Origin of the sequence: Streptacidiphilus sp. EB129, assembly GCF_041262645.1 — a bacterium.
Classification (GTDB): domain Bacteria; phylum Actinomycetota; class Actinomycetes; order Streptomycetales; family Streptomycetaceae; genus Streptacidiphilus.
This window is the reverse complement of record NZ_JBGCCS010000071.1, coordinates 1-17,784: the sequence shown is the minus strand read 5'-3', so window position 1 is coordinate 17,784 and position 17,784 is coordinate 1. Positions and strand designations below refer to the sequence as shown.

The 17,784-nt window shown below is 70.0% G+C and carries 16 protein-coding genes and 3 pseudogenes; 12 read left to right on the top strand and 7 right to left on the bottom strand.

Annotated elements, in window-relative coordinates:
- Positions 1 to 3,282 (bottom strand): annotated as a pseudogene (locus ABH925_RS36625) (DNA polymerase III subunit alpha); the annotation flags it as partial.
- 284 nt (positions 3,283 to 3,566) lie between these two features.
- On the opposite strand from ABH925_RS36625, the gene ABH925_RS36620 reads away from it, so the two are divergent.
- Positions 3,567 to 3,770, top strand: a complete 204-nt coding sequence (locus ABH925_RS36620; RefSeq protein ID WP_370155747.1) for a hypothetical protein — start codon at positions 3,567 to 3,569, stop codon at positions 3,768 to 3,770.
- A gap of 194 nt (positions 3,771 to 3,964) precedes the next feature.
- Here ABH925_RS36620 and ABH925_RS36615 read toward each other — a convergent pair whose 3' ends face one another.
- Positions 3,965 to 4,318 (bottom strand): histone-like nucleoid-structuring protein Lsr2, encoded by a 354-nt coding sequence (locus tag ABH925_RS36615; RefSeq protein ID WP_370155745.1) that lies wholly within the window; start codon positions 4,316 to 4,318, stop codon positions 3,965 to 3,967.
- A gap of 144 nt (positions 4,319 to 4,462) precedes the next feature.
- Positions 4,463 to 4,705, bottom strand: a complete 243-nt coding sequence (locus ABH925_RS36610; RefSeq protein WP_370155743.1) for a hypothetical protein — start codon at positions 4,703 to 4,705, stop codon at positions 4,463 to 4,465.
- A 143-nt stretch (positions 4,706 to 4,848) separates the two neighbouring features.
- On the opposite strand from ABH925_RS36610, the gene ABH925_RS36605 reads away from it, so the two are divergent.
- Both ABH925_RS36605 and ABH925_RS36600 read left to right on the top strand, forming a co-directional pair.
- Complete coding sequence (locus ABH925_RS36605) at positions 4,849 to 5,001, top strand: hypothetical protein (protein ID WP_370155742.1); 153 nt, start codon at positions 4,849 to 4,851, stop codon at positions 4,999 to 5,001.
- 644 nt (positions 5,002 to 5,645) lie between these two features.
- Positions 5,646 to 5,786 (top strand): hypothetical protein, encoded by a 141-nt coding sequence (locus tag ABH925_RS36600; RefSeq protein WP_370155741.1) that lies wholly within the window; start codon positions 5,646 to 5,648, stop codon positions 5,784 to 5,786.
- Positions 5,787 to 5,938: 152 nt separating this feature from the next.
- Here ABH925_RS36600 and ABH925_RS36595 read toward each other — a convergent pair whose 3' ends face one another.
- Positions 5,939 to 7,504 carry an alpha-L-arabinofuranosidase B gene (locus ABH925_RS36595; RefSeq protein ID WP_370155740.1) on the bottom strand — a complete coding sequence of 522 codons (1,566 nt, stop codon included), beginning with the start codon at positions 7,502 to 7,504 and terminating at the stop codon, positions 5,939 to 5,941.
- A 624-nt stretch (positions 7,505 to 8,128) separates the two neighbouring features.
- Between ABH925_RS36595 and ABH925_RS36590 the strand changes: the two genes are divergently transcribed.
- On the top strand, positions 8,129 to 9,685 hold the full coding sequence (locus ABH925_RS36590; RefSeq protein WP_370155739.1) for an alpha-L-arabinofuranosidase B: 1,557 nt from the start codon (positions 8,129 to 8,131) through the stop codon (positions 9,683 to 9,685).
- Positions 9,686 to 9,809: 124 nt separating this feature from the next.
- On the opposite strand, the pseudogene ABH925_RS36585 reads toward ABH925_RS36590, so the two are convergent.
- Positions 9,810 to 10,172 (bottom strand): annotated as a pseudogene (locus tag ABH925_RS36585) (glycoside hydrolase family 6 protein); the annotation flags it as partial.
- 84 nt (positions 10,173 to 10,256) lie between these two features.
- On the opposite strand from ABH925_RS36585, the gene ABH925_RS36580 reads away from it, so the two are divergent.
- Positions 10,257 to 10,397: a hypothetical protein gene (locus ABH925_RS36580; protein WP_370155738.1), complete on the top strand. Its 141-nt coding sequence runs from the start codon at positions 10,257 to 10,259 to the stop codon at positions 10,395 to 10,397.
- 2 nt (positions 10,398 to 10,399) lie between these two features.
- Here the strand turns inward: ABH925_RS36580 and ABH925_RS36575 are convergent, their stop codons facing one another.
- The gene (locus ABH925_RS36575; protein ID WP_370155737.1) at positions 10,400 to 11,719 is read right to left on the bottom strand and encodes a hypothetical protein; all 1,320 of its coding nucleotides are present in this window, start codon (positions 11,717 to 11,719) and stop codon (positions 10,400 to 10,402) included.
- 197 nt (positions 11,720 to 11,916) lie between these two features.
- On the opposite strand from ABH925_RS36575, the gene ABH925_RS36570 reads away from it, so the two are divergent.
- Positions 11,917 to 12,405 carry a hypothetical protein gene (locus tag ABH925_RS36570; protein WP_370155735.1) on the top strand — a complete coding sequence of 163 codons (489 nt, stop codon included), beginning with the start codon at positions 11,917 to 11,919 and terminating at the stop codon, positions 12,403 to 12,405.
- 177 nt (positions 12,406 to 12,582) lie between these two features.
- On the opposite strand, the gene ABH925_RS36565 is transcribed toward ABH925_RS36570, so the two are convergent.
- Positions 12,583 to 12,828: a transposase gene (locus ABH925_RS36565; protein WP_370155734.1), complete on the bottom strand. Its 246-nt coding sequence runs from the start codon at positions 12,826 to 12,828 to the stop codon at positions 12,583 to 12,585.
- 9 nt (positions 12,829 to 12,837) lie between these two features.
- Here ABH925_RS36565 and ABH925_RS36560 point away from each other — a divergent pair, with 9 nt between their 5' ends.
- The 6 genes and pseudogenes from ABH925_RS36560 to ABH925_RS36535 all read left to right on the top strand — a co-directional run bounded on the left by ABH925_RS36560 (position 12,838) and on the right by ABH925_RS36535 (position 17,640).
- Complete coding sequence (locus tag ABH925_RS36560) at positions 12,838 to 12,996, top strand: hypothetical protein (RefSeq protein WP_370155733.1); 159 nt, start codon at positions 12,838 to 12,840, stop codon at positions 12,994 to 12,996.
- A gap of 111 nt (positions 12,997 to 13,107) precedes the next feature.
- Positions 13,108 to 13,641, top strand: a complete 534-nt coding sequence (locus tag ABH925_RS36555) for a SigE family RNA polymerase sigma factor (RefSeq protein WP_370155732.1) — start codon at positions 13,108 to 13,110, stop codon at positions 13,639 to 13,641.
- Positions 13,638 to 14,414 (top strand): hypothetical protein, encoded by a 777-nt coding sequence (locus tag ABH925_RS36550; RefSeq protein WP_370155730.1) that lies wholly within the window; start codon positions 13,638 to 13,640, stop codon positions 14,412 to 14,414. The genes ABH925_RS36555 and ABH925_RS36550 overlap by 4 nt, the downstream gene beginning before the upstream one ends.
- A gap of 585 nt (positions 14,415 to 14,999) precedes the next feature.
- Entirely contained in the window at positions 15,000 to 16,775 is a 1,776-nt protein-coding gene (locus tag ABH925_RS36545; protein WP_370155729.1) for an LPXTG cell wall anchor domain-containing protein, read from the top strand.
- A gap of 108 nt (positions 16,776 to 16,883) precedes the next feature.
- Positions 16,884 to 17,114 (top strand): annotated as a pseudogene (locus tag ABH925_RS36540) (hypothetical protein); the annotation flags it as partial.
- Positions 17,115 to 17,241: 127 nt separating this feature from the next.
- Positions 17,242 to 17,640 (top strand): hypothetical protein, encoded by a 399-nt coding sequence (locus tag ABH925_RS36535; protein WP_370155728.1) that lies wholly within the window; start codon positions 17,242 to 17,244, stop codon positions 17,638 to 17,640.
- Positions 17,641 to 17,784 lie beyond the last annotated feature (144 nt).

Genomic DNA, 17,784 nt, shown 5'->3' with positions numbered 1-17,784 from the left:
AGGAGGTCCAGGGCGGCCTGGGGGCCGTGGTCGCGGCGCACCGCGGCGAGTTCCTCCAGGTCCCACACCATCTCGCCCACGACGGTGCGGCGCGGGCCACGGGCCTCCACCGAGCCGCGGACCAGCAGCAGCCCGCAGTGGAAAACCGTGTGCGCGACCGCGTGGTGGGTGTCCTCGAAGAACACCAGGTCGACCAGGCCGGAGCCGTCTTCGAGGGTGACGAAGATGATCCGTTTCCCGGAGGGGATGGGCGGGGTCTGGGTGGAGGCGCGGACGCCTGCGACCAGGACGCGGTGGCCGGGGTTCATGGCCTGGAGGTGGGCGGCGTCGGTCGCGCCGACCTCGCGCAGGAGCCGGTGGTGGTGCTCCATCAGGTGCTGGCTGACGTCGATGGACAGCGTCTCCAGTTCCGCGGACAGCCGGTCGCGGCTGGTCATCTCCGGCAGCCCGCTGGGCCCGGCGGTCACCAGCTCCCCGCCCAGCGGCAGCTGGCCTTTCGCCGCGGCGCGGTTGCGCGAGTGCCGGTGCAGCTCGGTGGCCTGCAGCAGCAGGTCGCGCCGCGACGCCTGGCCGGCGAGCGGCCCGAGTGCGCCGATGCTGATCAGGCGCTGGGCCAGCGGCAGGGACGGGCGGGCGCGCTGCCACAGGTCCTGCAGCCCGGCGTAGGGCTGGCCCGCCGCCAGGCGCTGCACCTCATCGTCGCAGGCGCCCTTGACCGCCGACAGGGCCAGGCGCACGCCCCAGCCGGCGTCGGTCCGCTCCACGCTGTACTGCGGCCGGCTCGCGTTGACGTCCACGGGCAGGATCGCCACGTTGTGGCGGCGGGCGTCGGCGACGATCACCCGCCGTGGCCACATCCCCGGATCGTGCTCCAGCAGACCGGCGTACAGCGCCGCCGGGTGGTGGCGCTTGAGCCACGCGGACTGGACCGCGGGCACCGCGAACGCCACCGCGTGCGCCCGGCAGAACCCGTACGCCCCGAACTCCTTGACGATGCCCCACACCTCGTCCACCACGGTCGCGGTGTAGCCGCGGGCGGCTGCGCCCTGCCGGAACCACCCTTCGACCTTGGGCAGGCGGTCGGGGTCGGCCAGGGCGCGGCGGGCGACGTCGCCGAACGCCCGATCGCAGCCGGTCATCAAGGCGAAGATCTGGATGATCTGCTCGTGCCAGATGACGACGCCGTAGGTGTCGTCCAGGATCGGGACCAGGTCGGGGTGGGGGTAGTGCTGGGTGCCGCCGTGGCGGGCGGCGATGAACCTCGCGGGCATGCCGCCCTTGACCGGGCCCGGGCGGAACAGGCTGATGTCGGCGATGACGTCCTGCAGGTGGCGCGGCTGCAGCCGGCTGACCAGGTCCTGCTGACCGGGCGACTCGATCTGGAAACAGCCGACCGTGTCCGCCTGCCGGATCATCGCGAAGGTGTCGGGGTCGTCCAGGGGGACGTGGTCGGGGTTGTCCAGGTCCAGCTGACGCCCGGTGGTGCGACGGATCTCGGTGACGGCATGGGCCATCGCCGACTGCATCCGCACCCCGAGCACGTCCAGCTTCAGCAGACCGAAGCCGAAGCCGCCGCCAAGCTCGATGTCCTCCTTGTCGGCCTGGACCATCGGGTAGCCGGCCGGGGTGGGCTGCACCGGTAGCCGGTCCAGCAACGACGCGTTGGAGATGATCACTCCGCAGGGGTGCATGGCATAGCCGCGGGGCAGGGCGTCCAGGCCCTCGGCCAGTTCGAACAGTGGCCCGAACTGGTCGGCGCGCTCGCGCAGTCGCTGTAGCTCGGGCAGTTCGGCCAGGGCGGCGCGGATGTCGCGGGCGCGCAGGTGGGGGAAGGACTTGGCGATCTCGTCGACGGTGTGGGGGGCGATGCCCAGGGCGAGGCCGGTGTCGCGCAGGGCGTGGCGGGCCCGGTAGGTCTCCGGCATCCCGGTGACCGCGGTGCGCTCCTTGCCGAAGCGTTTGATGATCGCGTCGTAGACCTCCAGGCGGCGCTCGGACTCCACGTCCAGGTCGATGTCGGGCAGCGAGGTGCGCCGCTCGGATAGGAATCGCTCGAACAGCAGTCGGTGTTCCAGAGGGTTGGCGGTGGCGATGAACAGGGCGTGGTCGACCATCGATCCAGCGCCGGAGCCGCGGGCGGCGACCCGGATGCCCAGGTCCCGGGTGTCGGCGACGACCTGCGCGACGGCCAGGAAGTAGCCCTCGTAGCCGAGGCGGGCGATGACGTCGAGCTCGTAGTCGAGCTGGCGGACCGCGCTCTGGTCGCGGTCCAGGCCGCGGGCGGCCATCCCGGCCTCGCACCGCTGGCGCAGCCCGGGCTGCGTCACCGGTGTCCGGTCCGGCGCCGACGACGGACGGTTCCGGGAAGTGGGCCCGGCCCAGCCCGAGGTCGGCCGGGGTGAGGGTGCAGGATGCGGCGGTGTCCTCGGTGTCGGCCAGCAGTCGTGCGGCACGCTCCGTGCCCGCCCCGGCGGCCGCGGCGATCCGGGCGGCGATCTCGGTCATGGCGGTGGCGTCCTTGAGCCAGCGCTGCCCGCCGTCCAGGTGGCGGCGGTCGATGGGGCGCAGCAGCCGGGCGGCGTCCAGGACGTCGGCGATCCGGTGCTGGCCGGGGTCGGCGTAGCGCGCGGCGTTGGTCAGCACCACCGGCACCCCGAGCTGGTCTGCCAGGGTCAGGGTTCGTGCGGCCAGGCGCAGGGAGCCGGGTCCGGTGCCGGTACGGCCCAGGGCGACCGCCTCCAGTCGCAGGCCGTGCCCGAGCAGCTGGTGCCATGGTGCGAGCAGCTGCTCGGCCAGGTCGGGGCGGCCGGCGGACAGGGCGCGTACCGGCTCCGAGGTCGGCCCGAGCAGCACCACCAGGTCCTGGTCGGCGTGGGTCTGCAGGGACGCCCAGGAGACGATCGGAAAGCGCCCGTCGGTGTCGGCGTGGGCGTCGGAGACCAGGCGGCACAGCCGGGCCCAGCCGGACGCGGTGCACGCCAGCACGGTGATCCGCAACGGCGGCTCGACCACATGTGCACCACCGCGTACCGGGGTACGGCGCCGGGGCAGGGCCGCGGGGGCGGTCAGCGCAGCGACAGCGAGGTCCGCACCGAGCAGCGGGCGCACTCCGGTAGCGGAGCACGCCTGCGCGAACCGGACGGCACCCGCCACGGTGTCACGGTCCGTGAGCGCCAGTGACCCCATCCCCTGGTCGGCCGCGCGCTGCACGAGCGCCGCGGGCAGGGAGGCGCCGTAGCGGGCGGAGTACCCGGAGGCGACATGCAGATGGGTGAAGCCCATGCCGCAACACCTCCTTCGTACGCGCCGCGCTCCCCTCGCCGACCTGCTGTTCTCGTCTCCGATCCACTCTAACCGGAAAACGAACACCTGCTCGAACAGATGGCAGGGGGAGGCTAGCAGCGCCCCCGGCGAAAGCACAGGAGGCCGCCCGATCCGCAGCCGGGCCCCACCGACCCCCGGGCTTGCCGGTTACGCCAAGTCACAGGCACTGCCCGGGGGCTGACGCTCCGAGGCCCCCGGCGCCCGCCGTGCGCGCCGCGGTGTCCGGACGCACTGTGGATCCCATGAACCACCGCAGTGCGCCGCGCGTCGTCGTGTTCCCGATGGAGTCCGGGCCGCAGGGCCCCGGGCGCCCCGTGCAGGTCGGCAGCCAAGACGTCGGCATCGCCGAATCGTGGGACGACGTGGACCGGCTGCTGCGGGAGCACGGCGTGCCGCCCGAGGCGCCGGTCCTGTGGCGCGGCGGGGACGCCGATACCTGGGAGTAGCTCGGGACGACCGGCTACTGCCCCGGCGAGCCGCGCAACCCCGCGCTGGCCTGTGTCCGCGCGCGGACCACTGCCCCCGCGCATCGTGGTACGCGCCGCGCGAACGCGGGCCCTGCCTGGCCCGGCGGCATGGCGAGCCTTCGCCCGATGCCCGTCGGCGCAGCGGGCCGATCCGCTCAGCGGGGCCGATCCGCTCAGCGGCTGCGGTTGTAGGCGTCGACCACATACCCGGGCAGTCGGCCCTTGTCGGCGACCTGGCAGCCGCTGCGCCGGGCCCATGCCCGCACCTGTGCCGAGGTCGCCCCGTCTGCCGCCACGACAGGCGAGCCGTGCCCCGCAGGTCCACGTCCACCCCGCAGGGCATGGACAATCCGGTTCTCCGTCCCGTGCTCGACAGCCTCCCACGGGTGCGTCGCGTGGAACCCTGCGCGCCGGACCTGCTTGACCGGGCGCGGCGTCAGTGTCCTGACCGGGTGCGTGGCCTTCCGCGCGGACCGGCGGGCCTTCTTCAGCGGCTTCGGGGCGAACAGCCGCCAGAGCACACCCATGACCACCGCCTCCAGACTCCCGGGATCCCTGCTACCAGCATGACCCCGCCGGGCGTGATTCGGAGTACCCGTGGCAGCACGCCCACCGGCGGACCAATGGCCCTGCCCGCGTGCGGTCCGGTCCTACGGTGCGGGAGTGAAGACCTACCGACCGGCCGCCGTGCTGATCGCTGTCACCACCGCGCTCACCCTCACCGCCTGCGGTTCCACCACACCGCCGCGCACGCCGAGCACCAGCAGCACGCCGTCAGTGACGCCGCCGACGCTCATCCCCTCTTCAGCACCGCCGAGCAGCGTGCCCCCGCTACCGACCACCGCGGCGCCAAGCAGCACACCGTCAGTGACGCCGTCGAGGTACATCCCGCCTTCAGCACCGCCGAGCAGCACGGCACCACCCCCGGCGCCCCCGGCGCCCGCGTCCACCGCTGCGCCGCGTATCCCGGCCAACCCCCCAGCCTGTCCCCAGCCCCCGGGTCGCGCCGACCGTGACCAGTGGCGGCGGTGCTGGTGGGGGCGGTGCGAATGGTGGTGTGTGCAGCATCAAGTCGAACGAGGGCACCTGCTACAAGGCCGGCGAGTTCTGCCGAAAGTCGGACGCGGGTGCGACCACGACAGATCAGGCCGGCCGGTCGATCACCTGCGGGTACGAGAACGGCGACAGCCAGCCGCACTGGCACTACTAGATGATCCACTCCAGGGGATCGTGCAGGTCAGTGACGGATAGCATGCGCGGATGGCTTCGGTGAACCTGCGTCACTCAGTGCGTGCGGTCGTCCTCGACGAGGGCGACCGCGTCCTGCTGTGCCGCATCGCGGTACGGGGCACGGTCATATGGGCGGCGCCCGGTGGTGGCGTCGAGCCACCCATCCTCCCACCAGCCAGTGACGCCCCGTCACCGCTCCACAGAAAGTGGATGAGAGCCACTTTGCCACGGCCGCCGACACCTTCTACGGCCGGCCTGCCCTCACAGCCGAAACCGGTGCCTGTACGGGGTGTACGGAAACGTACGGGGTTGGTCCCGGCTAGTTGTGGGCTGCGGCGCAGGCGCTGATGATGAGTTCGACGGCACCGCAGGGTGCTCGTCGCATCCGTTCAGTCTCAGGGGGATTCAAGGGTTTCCTGCTGTGCTTCGTGCCGGGAGTCCCACCGTGCCGAACCTGCAAAATTCTGCAGATAATCACGGAACGGTAACAGCCTCGCTCGACGTCGCAGCGGAGGCGACTGCCCGACAACGCCACCGGTCGCCTCCGTGCCGCCCCGGGCTGTGGACGTTCTGGGAGATGTGCTGCAGCGCGTGCAGGGCATCCGACGGACCCTCAGCACGCAGGTGAGCGGGCCCACGACACCCGAGGAAGCCGACCAGTTCTGCCGACTCGTCGACCAGATCGTGCAGCGACTCCGCCTCGCAGCCGACGGCGCCCCACCCTGCCACGCGGCCGACCACCCCGACCGCCGCAACCGCTCCTGAGTCGTTCGGGACCTGCCTGGGAGCGCCAGGCAGGTCCTGCCCCTCCGTCGACAGACTTGAGGCTGGTGCCCCGGTGACCACGCTCCGGCCGTCGGCGCCGGGCCGCACGGAGGGTTTCTCCGTGCGGCCCGGCGGTGGGGTGGGGGTGAGGGTCAGCCCCAGGACTGGGCGACGAGCCAGCTGGTGTCGTCGGTCCAGAAGGTGGCGCTGTCCCAGGCGTTGGAGCCGCCGTCGGAGGCGGCGTAGAGAGTGTAGTTGAAGTGGCGCAGGTACTTGTCGGGGTAGTTGACGGACTGGAAGGAGTAGCCCGTGCCGCTGTTGCCCGACTGCGGGCAGAAGGTGGCGTCCTGGGCGAACAGGGAGGTGTTGTCGTTGGCGTTCAGGTAGAGCTGGAAGCCCGAGTGCCGAAGGTACTGCCCCGGGTTGTTGGCGGACTCGAAGGAGACGCAGGCGCTGTTGGCCAGGCCGGCCCGCACGATCCAGGTGGCGTCGGCCTTGACCGTGGCGCTGCTGGAGGAGTCGACGGGGGAGATGACGACCTTGGCGTCGGCGTCGTCGTGGCGGATGTAGTCGCCGGTGCAGCAGGAGGTGGTGGCCTGCAGCGAGATCCGCGAGCCGGGGGCGATCGAGCCGGTGCCCGAGGAGGAGTCGGCGTAACCGGCGGCGGTGATGTTGGCCTGCACCGAGTTCTCGGTGGCGTCGCTCGGGTAGCCGGAGGTCATGACCCCTTCGTAGAAGGTACCGGCGGAGCTGTTGCTGTTGTCACCGCCGATGCCGAGGATGATCGCGCCCTGCTTCTTCATCGGGTTGTAGCCCGAGACGTTGGGGCGCACGCCGCTGTAGGAGGTGGACAGCGCGCCGGACTGGGCGTTGCCGGAGCGGATGGCCCACTGGTTCGGGCCGCCCTTGACGGCGGCGGTCAGGAAGCGGTTGTTCACGGTGGGGTCGTTGGCGTTGTAGCCGGCGTTGACGCCGGAGAACAGGCCGTTCTCCAGGTCGGCCATGACCCACGGGCCGTTGCCGGCGCCGTAGCCCCAGCCCTTGCTGTTGCCGAAGTAGATGGCCTCCATGGTGCCGTTGCCGTCGTCGGTGCTGTCGGTCTCGGCGTTGCCGTAGTCGAAGCAGCAGCCGCCGTTGTAGTGGGTGCCGTCCAGGACCGCGTACATGCCCTCGGCCGCGTCGCCGGTGGCGATGCCGGAGGTGTTGTTGTTCCGGTAGCCGGTGCCGGGGGCCACGTAGACGCCGTACGCCGCGTGGCCGCCGACGGTGACCGGGGCGGCGGTGGCGTTGGCGAGGTTGTCGTTGCCTCCGGCCGCCGGGCCGGGCCAGTAGCCCATGAGCGCCTGAGTGAGGTTGTTGCCCTTTCCTGACTGGTCGTAGATCACGGTGATCACACAGGACGTGCCGGCGCAGAAGGAGTCCTGGGCGGCGGCGTTGGCGTAGCCGCCGGCGGAGAGCAGGCCGATGTTCGCGGTGGCGTTGTCCGAGGCGCGCCGCACCTGGTACAGCGGGCCGTTGTACGCGGCGTACAGCGCGCGGGTGGTGGAGTGCGCGGCCACGCACGGGGTGCCGCCCGCGGCGTAGATGTCGCAGGGCCCCTGGGAGGCGGCGTGCGAGATGCCACTGAAGGAGATGGGGCCTGTGAAGGCGAGCAGCACTGCGGCCAGGGGGACGACCAGCCCTCGGCGCAGTCGGCGAAACAGATGCAGGGCAGGCATCATGAACTCCCTTGTTCATTGATACAGGAGCGCGGAGCAAATGTTAGCGCTAACAATTCGCGGGCCGAGTCAACTGTCCCTCGGCCGTTCGGATTGAGCCCTCACTATTGACCCACTCCGGACGGGGCGTCAAGAAGTCGAACCGGCTAACTTCAAGAGGATCTCCACGACGGCCCCCACCTCCAGCAGCAGAGACAAGTCGGCCCGCGGCGGCCTCCTTCTCCGGATTGCGAACGGGGCGTTCAAGCGTTGACCCGCCGGGTCTCGGCGTGGACACTCGATCCCGGCTCGGTGCGAGCGCTAAAAAAAGTGAAGCGACAACGGAAACCTCGGCAGCTGAATCGGTCGACGAGACAGCCCGAGATGCCCACCGCTCACGCTCGCGCACCGGGAAGCACCAAGATCACCGACAGTCGGGCGGAGGCGTTGTGACGATTGTTCACGTTAACAATCAGGTCTGCGTGAAACCTTGACGCAATCTGTGTGCGCCTCCATAGTTGGCAATCGCGCTGCTCAAGCAGCCACAATCCCTGGGCGTTCCATGCGCAATTCCACAAGATGAATTGTTAGCGCTAACAAACGGGGTCGCCGGTTCCGCCCACAGACGGACAAAGGAGTTCGCACGTGATCATTTCGGGATGGATGCGCCACGCTCGACGCACCCTGCTGGCGACGGGAGCGGCCCTCGCCCTCGCCATCGGCGTACTGGTCGGCACCGCCACCACCTCGCAGGCGGCCACCCAGCAGGCGTGCGACATCTACGCGGCGGGCGGCACGCCGTGCGTCGCGGCGCACAGCACCACCCGCGCGCTGTTCGCCGCCTACAACGGCCCGCTCTACCAGGTGCAGCGGGCCTCGGACAGCGCCCTGCTGAACATCGGTGTGCTGGCCGCCGGAGGCGTCGCCAACGCCGCCGCCCAGGACTCGTTCTGCGCGGGCACCACCTGCACCATCACCCGCGTCTACGACCAGACCGGCAACAGCGGCAACACCCTGGTCTACCAGGGACCGGGCGGGACCGGCGGCGCCGACACGGCCGCCACCGCGACCACCGAGGCAGTGACCGTGGGCGGCCAGAAGGCCTACGCGCTCTACATCAACCCCGGCAACAGCTACTGGGCCAACGGCTCGGGTGTGCCGACCGGCAGCTCGCCCGAGGGCGAGTACATGGTCACCAGCGGCACCCACGTCAACAACGGCTGCTGCTTCGACTACGGCAACACCGAGACCGACCACAAGGCCGACGGCAACGGCGCCATGGACGCGATCAACTTCGGCACGTCGTGCTGGTTCGGCGGTTGCAGCGGAACCGGGCCGTGGGTGCAGGCGGACCTCGAGGACGGCCTGTTCCCCGGCGGCAGCACGGCCTGGAACACCAACCAGGTCTCCGAGACCAGCCACTTCGTCACCGCGATGCTCAAGAACAACGGCACCACCCAGATGGCGCTGCAGGGCGCCGACGCCCAGTCCGGGAGCCTGACCAGGCTCTACAGCGGCTCACTGCCCAGCGGGTACAACCCGATGCACAAGCAGGGCGCCATCATCCTCGGCAGCGGCGGCGACTGCTGCCAGACCAACCACAACGACAGCGCGGGCACCTTCTACGAGGGCGCGATGGTCAAGGGCTACCCCACCGACGCCACCGACGCCGCGGTCCAGGCCAACATCGCCGCGGCCGGCTACACCACCGGTGCCCCCAGCACCCCCTTCACCCCGGGCGCGCGGATCTCGCTGCAGGCCACCACCTCCTGCTGCACCGGCGACTACATCCGCCACGACGACGCCGACGCCAAGGTCGTCATCTCCCCCGTCGACTCCTCCAGCAGCGCCACGGTCAAGGCCGACGCCACCTGGATCGTGCGGGCCGGCCTGGCCAACAGCGCCTGCGTCTCCTTCGAGTCCGCCAACAACCCGGGGCAGTACCTTCGGCACTCGGGCTTCCAGCTCTACCTGAACGCCAACGACAACACCTCCCTGTTCGCCCAGGACGCCACCTTCTGCCCGCAGTCGGGCAACAGCGGCACGGGCTACTCCTTCCAGTCCGTCAACTACCCCGACAAGTACCTGCGCCACTTCAACTACACTCTCTACGCCGCCTCAAACGGCGGCTCCAACGCCTGGGACTCCACGACGGCCTGGGCCCAGGACACCTCCTGGCTCACCGCGTCCCCCTGGAGCTGACCAGGGGCCGGATGGCGCCCAGCCGCCACGGAACAGGCAGAGGAACCGCTCTCTGCCTGTTCCGTCGGCAAGCTCCTGGCGCGAAGGCCGACCGGGTGATGCGGTCCCGGACCCAGTGACCGGTGTTGAAGGTCAGCGCCGGGTTGGCGTTCTTCACCAGGCCCAGGGCCTGGGCGGGCCACCAGGCGCCGGCCGACGGGTCGACGATGCCGTACTCCGGGTCCACGGTCCCGGCGGGGATGTTGCGGTTGCACTGCCCGTCAGACTGGCCGACGGTCTTGATCCACAGGTAGGCGTCCACCAGGAGCGTCCCGGTGTCGGCGCTGGGGCGGTTGCCGACGCCGCGTCCGGACGGGTTGCACCAGGTCTGCTGGTCGTTGGCGTACTTGCCGGCCGGCGGGGTCCATCCGCCCTTCCCGTTACGGCTGGTGTCGACCACGAAGTGGGTGAGCTGGTCCGCCGTCGGGGTGCCGACGTTCTGCTGGAAAACGTGACCCTACCTTCGGTTTGGGAATCGCTTCTCAGACCACAGCGGAGGGTGCATATGGTCGGGTAGCCGGGGCACAGCAATGTGCTCCGGCTACCCGACATCATCGACGGCAGCAGCCCGGCGGACGTCACCGACGTCCCGCGGGCGGCCAGGACCACGCCGAGCAGGACCAGGCCGATCGTGCTGAACGACGCGCCGACCGCGAAGGCAGCAGCCTTCTGACGCTATTTGAGCGGCGTGCCACCCGAGTTTCGGTAAGCGATGGTCTTCGCGAACAGGTTGCCGCCGTCGCTTTCGACCGTGGTCGAATCCGGTGTTCCCGGGCCGAACAGCAGACCCGCGACATGGGCGCTCGCGACCTGGTCCATGTGCGAGAACAGCCAGTCGACCTTGTCGTCCTTGTAGTGGTTCACGGTGTTGTTCTGTCGCATGTTGCCGAGCGGGATCTGCCAGGCCACGATCGGATGGCCGACCGTGTCCGCCATCTGCTTCCAATACGCGAGCTGCGCGGCCCACTTCTGGTTGGTCCAGAACGAGTTGTGTCCGCCATTCGCCGGCAAGGCATTGACGCCGGCGTCCGCGGCTTCTACCTCCCCGACCAGGAAGTCCGCGCCGGTTGCCCCGAGGGCCACGTAATCCCTGCCACAGCGTGCCACGTTACCCGGCCAGTCCCAGCAGGTCAGGTGCAGGCCAACGGCCGCGTTGGGAGCGTACTTGCGGGTCATCGCGATCAGGCAGTGGGCCAGACCCGCCACACTGTTCGCCTGATTTGCGCAGTCCTGCGGAGCCGCGGCAGTCACCTGCGCCGGGACCTTGGTGACATTGCCCATCCCACGTGCGAATCCCCAGAAATCGGGTTCGAGATCGATCATGTCGTGCGAGGTGCCGATCTTCTGGAGGAAGAAACGGTAGTCGTTCAGGTATCGGGTGAGGAGGTCGACCCGGTTGACCGCCTGCACCTCTTCCTGCCACGTCGGATTCGTGGTGAGGTCGGGGAGTTCAAACCAGGTCCACATCATTGTCTGCGGATGAGGACGACCGTGATAGGTGGCCTGCGCAGCGCGGGCTTCCATGGTGGGAATGATCCCCCCACGCCCACCGTCCACGCATCCCCACCAATTCAACCCATTCGGGCAGCTCGAGGCCGTATACAGGTCGCGGGACGGTGCAGGCGGACTGACGAGGTATTGGTACCGAACGTCGAATGGTGCGGCGGCCGCGGAAGCATCAGTCATCCCTCCTCCGATCGACACCGTGCTCTTGCCCATGAAAGTGACGGAGTTGCCTGTCGTCGAGCCGCCGCCGACGGACGTACTGCCGCCCGAGGGTGTGCTGCCCGGAGTTCGCCCGCCGCCCGCGGCGTTCGCTTTACCCGATGGGGTGGACGAAACCGCTGCCGTCGCAGACGCCGCCTTGGTGGGGGTGCTCGCGGCGGCAGTCCCGGCATGCGACGGCTCGCAACCGGCAACCACCGCAAGCAGGGTCGCCGACACGGCACTGGCCAACGTGAAACGCCACAGGCGGCGCGGATGTGGAGCGGGCATAGCAGAGCCCTCCTTCGATCGTGTCACTCGATCCGACGACCTTCAGTGGTCCGGCAGCCCGGAAAGGCTGCCGCCCGCGTCCGGTCGAGTCGGCGTTGCACCTCTCCGTTGCCGCCGCGGGCGGAAAGGTTGCCGACCCGCGCGGACTCTTTTCGACAGGCGGAACGACGGGCAGAATCAGAGCGTGGTGGTGAACCGTGCTGCAGCTCGATGAGCTGCAGCTTTCTCGAGGGTTGGGTGTGGTGGCGGCCAGGGCGGGGCAGCCAGTGGACGGTTGGTTCTGTCCGTCCGCGAGGTGCGCAGTGCCGTCGGTGATCGCTTTGCTGGAGTGCCGTGAGGCGCTGGCGCGGGAAGAGCTCGAGTCGCGGCTGGAGGCGGTGCGGGAGGCCGAGGAGCATGTTGCTGCGGCCCGGCAGCGTGTGGACCACGCGCGCATTGCCCGCGAGGAGGTGCTGCGTGCGCTGGCCGAGAGGGCGAAGTCGCCGCACGTCGCACGGAGTGCGGGCCGGGAACGGCATCCGTGCAGGACAAGGTGGATGACTCACCGTCAGTGCCTGTGGCGGGACCGGCCGCAGTGGCGCCCCGTTCCGGTGATCGTGGGGCAGGCGGTGCCGACGGGGACGGGTGGGGGCGTCGACCGCGACCAGCGGCCGCCGACCTGGCAGGCCGGCCTGGGGCGGACGTAATGTCGGGGGTCTACCGACAGGTGTTCACAGCGGTCGTCGCGGCCACTGGGCCGGTGACCGCGCAGGAGCTGACACGTCTCCTGGGTCGGGACGCGACACGGATGAACGAAGTCGAGAAGGTGCGGCACCGCGCGTATGCGCTCGAAGCACGGGGCTGGCTGTTGCGCGGCGGGGTGTTCACATCTGCGGCTCAAGCCGGCGGGCTCGCCGTTCGGGCCAGTGCAGCAGCTGGCGTGCCATCCGGCAGGTCAGTGTGAGCAGGCCGGCCCACCACACCATCTGCTCTCGGTGGTCGGGGCGGCGCTCGTGGTCGCGGTTGACCCGGCGGGCCCGTGACAGCCACCCCAAACTGCGTTCCACTACCCACCTTCGCGCGAGCACCACGAACCCCTTCTGCCCGTCGCTTCGCCGTACCCCCTGCACCTTCACTCCGTGCCGGGCGAACGCCTCGGCCAAAGCCTGGCCCTGGTAGGCGCCGCGTTGCTGTTCGGCCCGGGGCAGCAGGAGCAGACGACGGTGGAGAGCGACGGCGGAATCCTGATCGGCAAGACGATCGCCTACCGCAAGGCGGGCGGATGGGCGCTGAAGTAGACGGGGCCCGGCACTGGCCGGTTCGAAGGGCCGCCCTCCGGATCCACTGCCGGAACTTGCTACGCTGCGCTCTGATTGTTAGCGCTAACGCTCCTGGGAGAGGACAGCCGGATGTCGCGCTCCTCCGACACGTCCGCGGAGTTCCATGAGTTCTTTGAACGCCACTACGCGGAACTCGCCCGGTTCGCCCACCTGTTGACCGGCGAGACCGAGGCGGCGGACGACCTCGCCTCCGATGCCCTGGTGTCCCTGTGGCACCACTGGGACCGCCTGCGCTCAGCCGACCACCCCCTGGCCTACGCGCGCGGTGTGGTGGCCAACATGGCACGCGAACGGATCCGCAGCGCCGTGCGCGAGCGACGCCGGGTCGCACTGTTCTGGTCCCGCAGCCCGGAACAGGTGGAGGGGCCCGACCTAGCGGCGGTGCTGGACGTCCGCGCGGCGCTGGTCCGGCTGCCGTTCCGCAAACGGGCCTGCGTGGTGCTGCGCCATGCCCTCGACCTGTCCGAGCAGGAGACGGCGGCGGCACTGGGCATATCCGTCGGAACAGTGAAGAGCCAGACCTCCAAGGGGCTGGCCGAGCTGGAGGAGATACTGGGCGCACGAGCGGTCGGGGACTTCGCGACTGGGAGGGGGAACCGGTGAGCCGGGAGATCAAGCGTCAACTGCGGGAGAGCGCCCAGGCCTACCAGCCGGACCACGAGCGGATGGCCGCCCGCGTGCAGCGAGGCACGTCCGCCCCCGCGGTCCGGCACCGCTCGCGCCCGCGCGCCAGGTCGGGGCCGCGAGCTGTCCTCGTCGGCCTGGCTGCAGCCGTCGCCCTGGCGACCGGTGGCTTCGCGGTCGCCGCCATCGTCCACCCGTTCCCGACCTCGGGCACCGCCACCCACACCGCCATGCCGTCGCCGACCATGCCGTCGCCTTCGGCGGACCCGGCCACGACGTCGACCGCTGCCAGTAGCGCGGCTGCCGCCCCGGCGGCGTCCCCGAGCAGCTCACCCTCACCCTCGGCTGCGGCGAGTCAGGTCCAGAGCGGGCCGCTGTGGTCGGCCGGCTCGGTGGACGCCAAGAGCACAGTGTACTGGGAGCAGAACGACCTCGCCCTCAGGACCGCCGGGCCGCTCACCGCGCTCACGGTGGAGGTGCGCATTGCGCTGACCGGCCGGGTGCAGCAGACCGGCAGTTGGCGGACGCTGCCCAGCGACGACTTCACCGTCACCATCCAGCAGACCGGAAATTCGCTGGACTACCGGTGGGTCCTGAAAGCCGGACGCACCGTGCCGCCCGGCCAGCACGTGTTCGCCGTCCAGTTCAACCACACGACGGGTACCCGCAGCGCCGCAGGCGACAACTACCGCGTGGACGCGCGGGGGCCGAACGGCGCAGTCTCGGTCTGGGGCGGCTTCGCGGGCCGATGACCCTCGCCGCGGTCACTGCCGGCCGGGCCGTTGGCGCCCGTTACTGCGATGCCTCGGACGGCTTCTACGCGTCGCTCAAGGCGGAGCGCTGCCGCCCGCACCGATCCGGGCCTGCAGCTGTCCCCGACCACACGATCCCGATTCGGAGCAAGGAGTGCACGGGCGCGTCGGGGTTGGGAGCCGGAGGACCTCATCGAGACGGCCCTCTCGGAGCTGGTACTCCAGTTGCACTTCTCCATTTCTCCTGGTCACTGGGGCCTTTTTGGGCTCTTCGCTCGTATGTGTGGGTCGGTTCGTGTCGTGGCATGCAGAACGCCGCACCCTGCGTAGTTTCTTGATCATCGACGATCAGATTCCACGCGCCATGATCCTGCTCTGCCTGGCCGGTTACGCCCGACCACTCCCCGGACGCGGCCACCCGGAAGTCACCTGAAACCCACAGAAGAGAGCGATGAGCCAGAAATCTGATCGCACCGGCAACCTTTCCGCGTCCGGCGGCAACTCAGGGGTGCAACAGGCGACGGCGAGCCGCGATCAGCGGCGCCCCGCCACCCCGCATCCATGCACTCCGACCGGGAGCCACACGTGTCACCTGACGACCCGACAACCCCCGCCCAGCACCAGCCCCGGGGCCGCGCGCACCGCCGCAGCCGCACCCGCCGCCGCATCCTGGCAGGGGCGGTGGCGGCCCTGTTGGCCGGGGCCGGCGCGGGCGCCCTGGCGCTCAGCGCGAGTGCCTCGCCGACTGTCGGCATCAGCGTGGATGCCGGTACCTCCCTGGGCACGGTGCCCAGTAGTGGTGTCGGCCTCAACACGGGCGTGGGCGACGAGAACATGGGCACCGCCAAGGTGACATCGCTGATGAAAGGCGCGGGAGTTCGGCAGCTGCGCTTTCCCGGCGGCTCCGGCGCGGACGGCTACCACTGGAAGACCCACACCATGAACGGCGGCGGCTGGATCGCGCCCAACACCGACTTCGACCACTTCATGGCCACCGCGAAGACGGTCGGCGCCCAGCCCATCGTGACCGCGAACTACGGCTCCGGCACCCCCCAGGAGGCCGCCGACTGGGTCAAGTACGCCAACGTCGACAAAGGTTACGGCGTGAAGTACTGGGAGATCGGCAACGAGGTCTACGGCAACGGGCACTACGGCAACGGCAAGGGCTGGGAAACCGACAACCACGCCGACAAGAGCCCGACGGCGTACGCGAAGAAACTGATCGCCTACGCGAAGGCGATGAAGGCCGTGGACCCGACCGTGAAGATCGGAGCGGTGCTCACCACCCCCGGCGGCTGGCCGGATGCGGTGAAGGCTCCCGGTGACAGCGCCGATTGGAACCACACGGTGCTCTCCATCGCGGCAAGCTCGATCGACTTCGTCATCGTGCACTGGTACCCGGGCGGCGCCAGCACGGCCGACCTGCTGAACACCCCCTCCCGGATCGCCGGTGCCACGTCCTCGCTGCGCTCGCTGATCGCCACCTACGCGGGCTCGCACGCCGCTTCGGTGCAGATCGCGGTCACCGAGACCGACGCCGTCGGCTCGCCCGCCTTGACCAGCCAGGCCGCAGCCCTGTACGCGCCGGACACCTACATGAGCTGGTTCGAGCACGGCGCCGCCAACGTGGACTGGTGGAACCTGCACAACGGCACGGACCAAGCACCCACCACCGTCGACGGCCAGACCGACTACCAGGACGGGGGCATGCTCTCCGCTGGAACCTGCGCCGGGGGGAAGTGCGAGCCGCCGCGCGATACGCCCTTCCCCACCTACTGGGGCATCCGCTCGCTGACCGCACTGGCGCAGCCTGGCGACACCATAGTCAAGTCGTCCTCGGGCAACCCGTCCGTTGCTGTGCACGCGGTGCGGAGCAGCAACGGCGGTCTGAACGTCATGCTGATCAACAAGAGCCCGCAGAACGCGGCGCAGGTCTCCCTCTCGTACGCCGGATTCACCCCGGCCGCAGGGGCGGTCACGACCGTTTCGTATGCCAAGGGAGGCACCGCCCTGACGACGGCGAAGCGGGGCACGGCGGTCGCACAGACGCTGCCGCCGTACTCGATCACGACTCTTCAGCTGAAGCCCGCGTCGGGGACTGCTGGCGCTGACAAGCCGTCGCCCGCCCCGACCGCCGCCACGCCGCTTGTCTCCGCCTCCGGCACGACCGGCACCCGTGCGCAGGCGGAGAGCGGCGCACCCGTCGGCCAGACGACCCCGAGCAGCACGTCCGGCAGCCTGGCTTCCACCGGGGTGAGCAACGCTGTCACGTACAGCGCCCTCGGTGGCCTGCTGGCCATCGCCGCCGGCGGCGTGCTGGTGCTTCGCGGACGTCGCGGCAGGGCTTTGCACGGGAAGTGAGACCGCGTGAGTGACTGACGGCCCGGCAGCAACGCCACCCACCCGTGGCGTGCGCGCCGGGCCGTCGGCCTCCGCGCCGGCGTCGGCGGTCAGGAAACAAACAGGGCCCGGGTCGTTGACCTGGACCTGGCCTACCTCGGCACCGGTTCCGACCCGTGGGGCGGCCCACGGGCCGCGTTCCGGGCCACTGTGGAACTGCCGCGCGAGGACTTCGCGATGAACTACAACCAGGTCGTCCAGGCCGGCATGGCCGCCATCGGCACCACGCTCCGCGTCGGGATCGACCTCCAGGCCGTCCACGGCCCGAGCGAGTTCTGGGCCAGGGGCCTGGGCGACTAGCAGAATCGGCCGAGAGGGTCCTCCTCCCCTCCGGCGCCAAGCTTGTGGGTGTCAATTACCGCATCCATCCAGGTCAAGAGGCCTCTTTGCCTTCGTAGCCCCCGAGACGTGAAAGTCGTGGGGATTGATGAAGCGCAAACTCGCACTCGGCTTGGTCGCCGTTGCGGCCTCGGCCTGCTCGGTGCTCGGCATGACCGGCTCGGCATATGCCGCCGGGCCGGGCGGTGCCGAGTCCTGCCCGGGCGGCACGGTCTGTCTGTACTACAACTCGCCCGGGGCGGGCTGGGGCTCATCGGAGCACTGGCCCCGCGGCGAGTACAACCTGTTCAACTGCAGGTTCACCAACTGGGGGAACGGCTCGGGCTACAACCAGGTGGTCGGGGACAACGCCGCCGCCGTCGTCAACAACACCGGGAGCGTCGCGTACGTCTGCAACGGGGGTGGGTGTCTGCACGTCAATGCCAACTCCTCCGGTGGACTCGGGGCGTGGCAGAACGCGGACTGGACCCTCAACGTCACCGGATGAGCACAGGTTGCCCCGCCCGTCTCCAGCGGACGCTGTTGGCGAATCCGGGGGTGAACTCAACCGGTCAGCGCAACAGTGCTGTGATCCTATCGGCTGGGGTGTCGTAGTCGAGTGTTTTCCGAGGTCGTCGGTTGAGGCGTTCGG

Excerpts from the sequence above, each read along its gene's own strand:
- ABH925_RS36615 (WP_370155745.1), bottom strand. The coding sequence starts at position 4,318 with ATGGGTGTGCTCTGGCGGCTGTTCGCCCCGAAGCCGCTGAAGAAGGCC.
- ABH925_RS36555 (WP_370155732.1), top strand. The coding sequence starts at position 13,108 with ATGTCGCGCTCCTCCGACACGTCCGCGGAGTTCCATGAGTTCTTTGAA.
- ABH925_RS36535 (WP_370155728.1), top strand. The coding sequence starts at position 17,242 with ATGAAGCGCAAACTCGCACTCGGCTTGGTCGCCGTTGCGGCCTCGGCC.
- ABH925_RS36595 (WP_370155740.1), bottom strand. The coding sequence starts at position 7,504 with ATGCCTGCCCTGCATCTGTTTCGCCGACTGCGCCGAGGGCTGGTCGTC.
- ABH925_RS36620 (WP_370155747.1), top strand. The coding sequence starts at position 3,567 with ATGAACCACCGCAGTGCGCCGCGCGTCGTCGTGTTCCCGATGGAGTCC.
- ABH925_RS36575 (WP_370155737.1), bottom strand. The coding sequence starts at position 11,719 with ATGCCCGCTCCACATCCGCGCCGCCTGTGGCGTTTCACGTTGGCCAGT.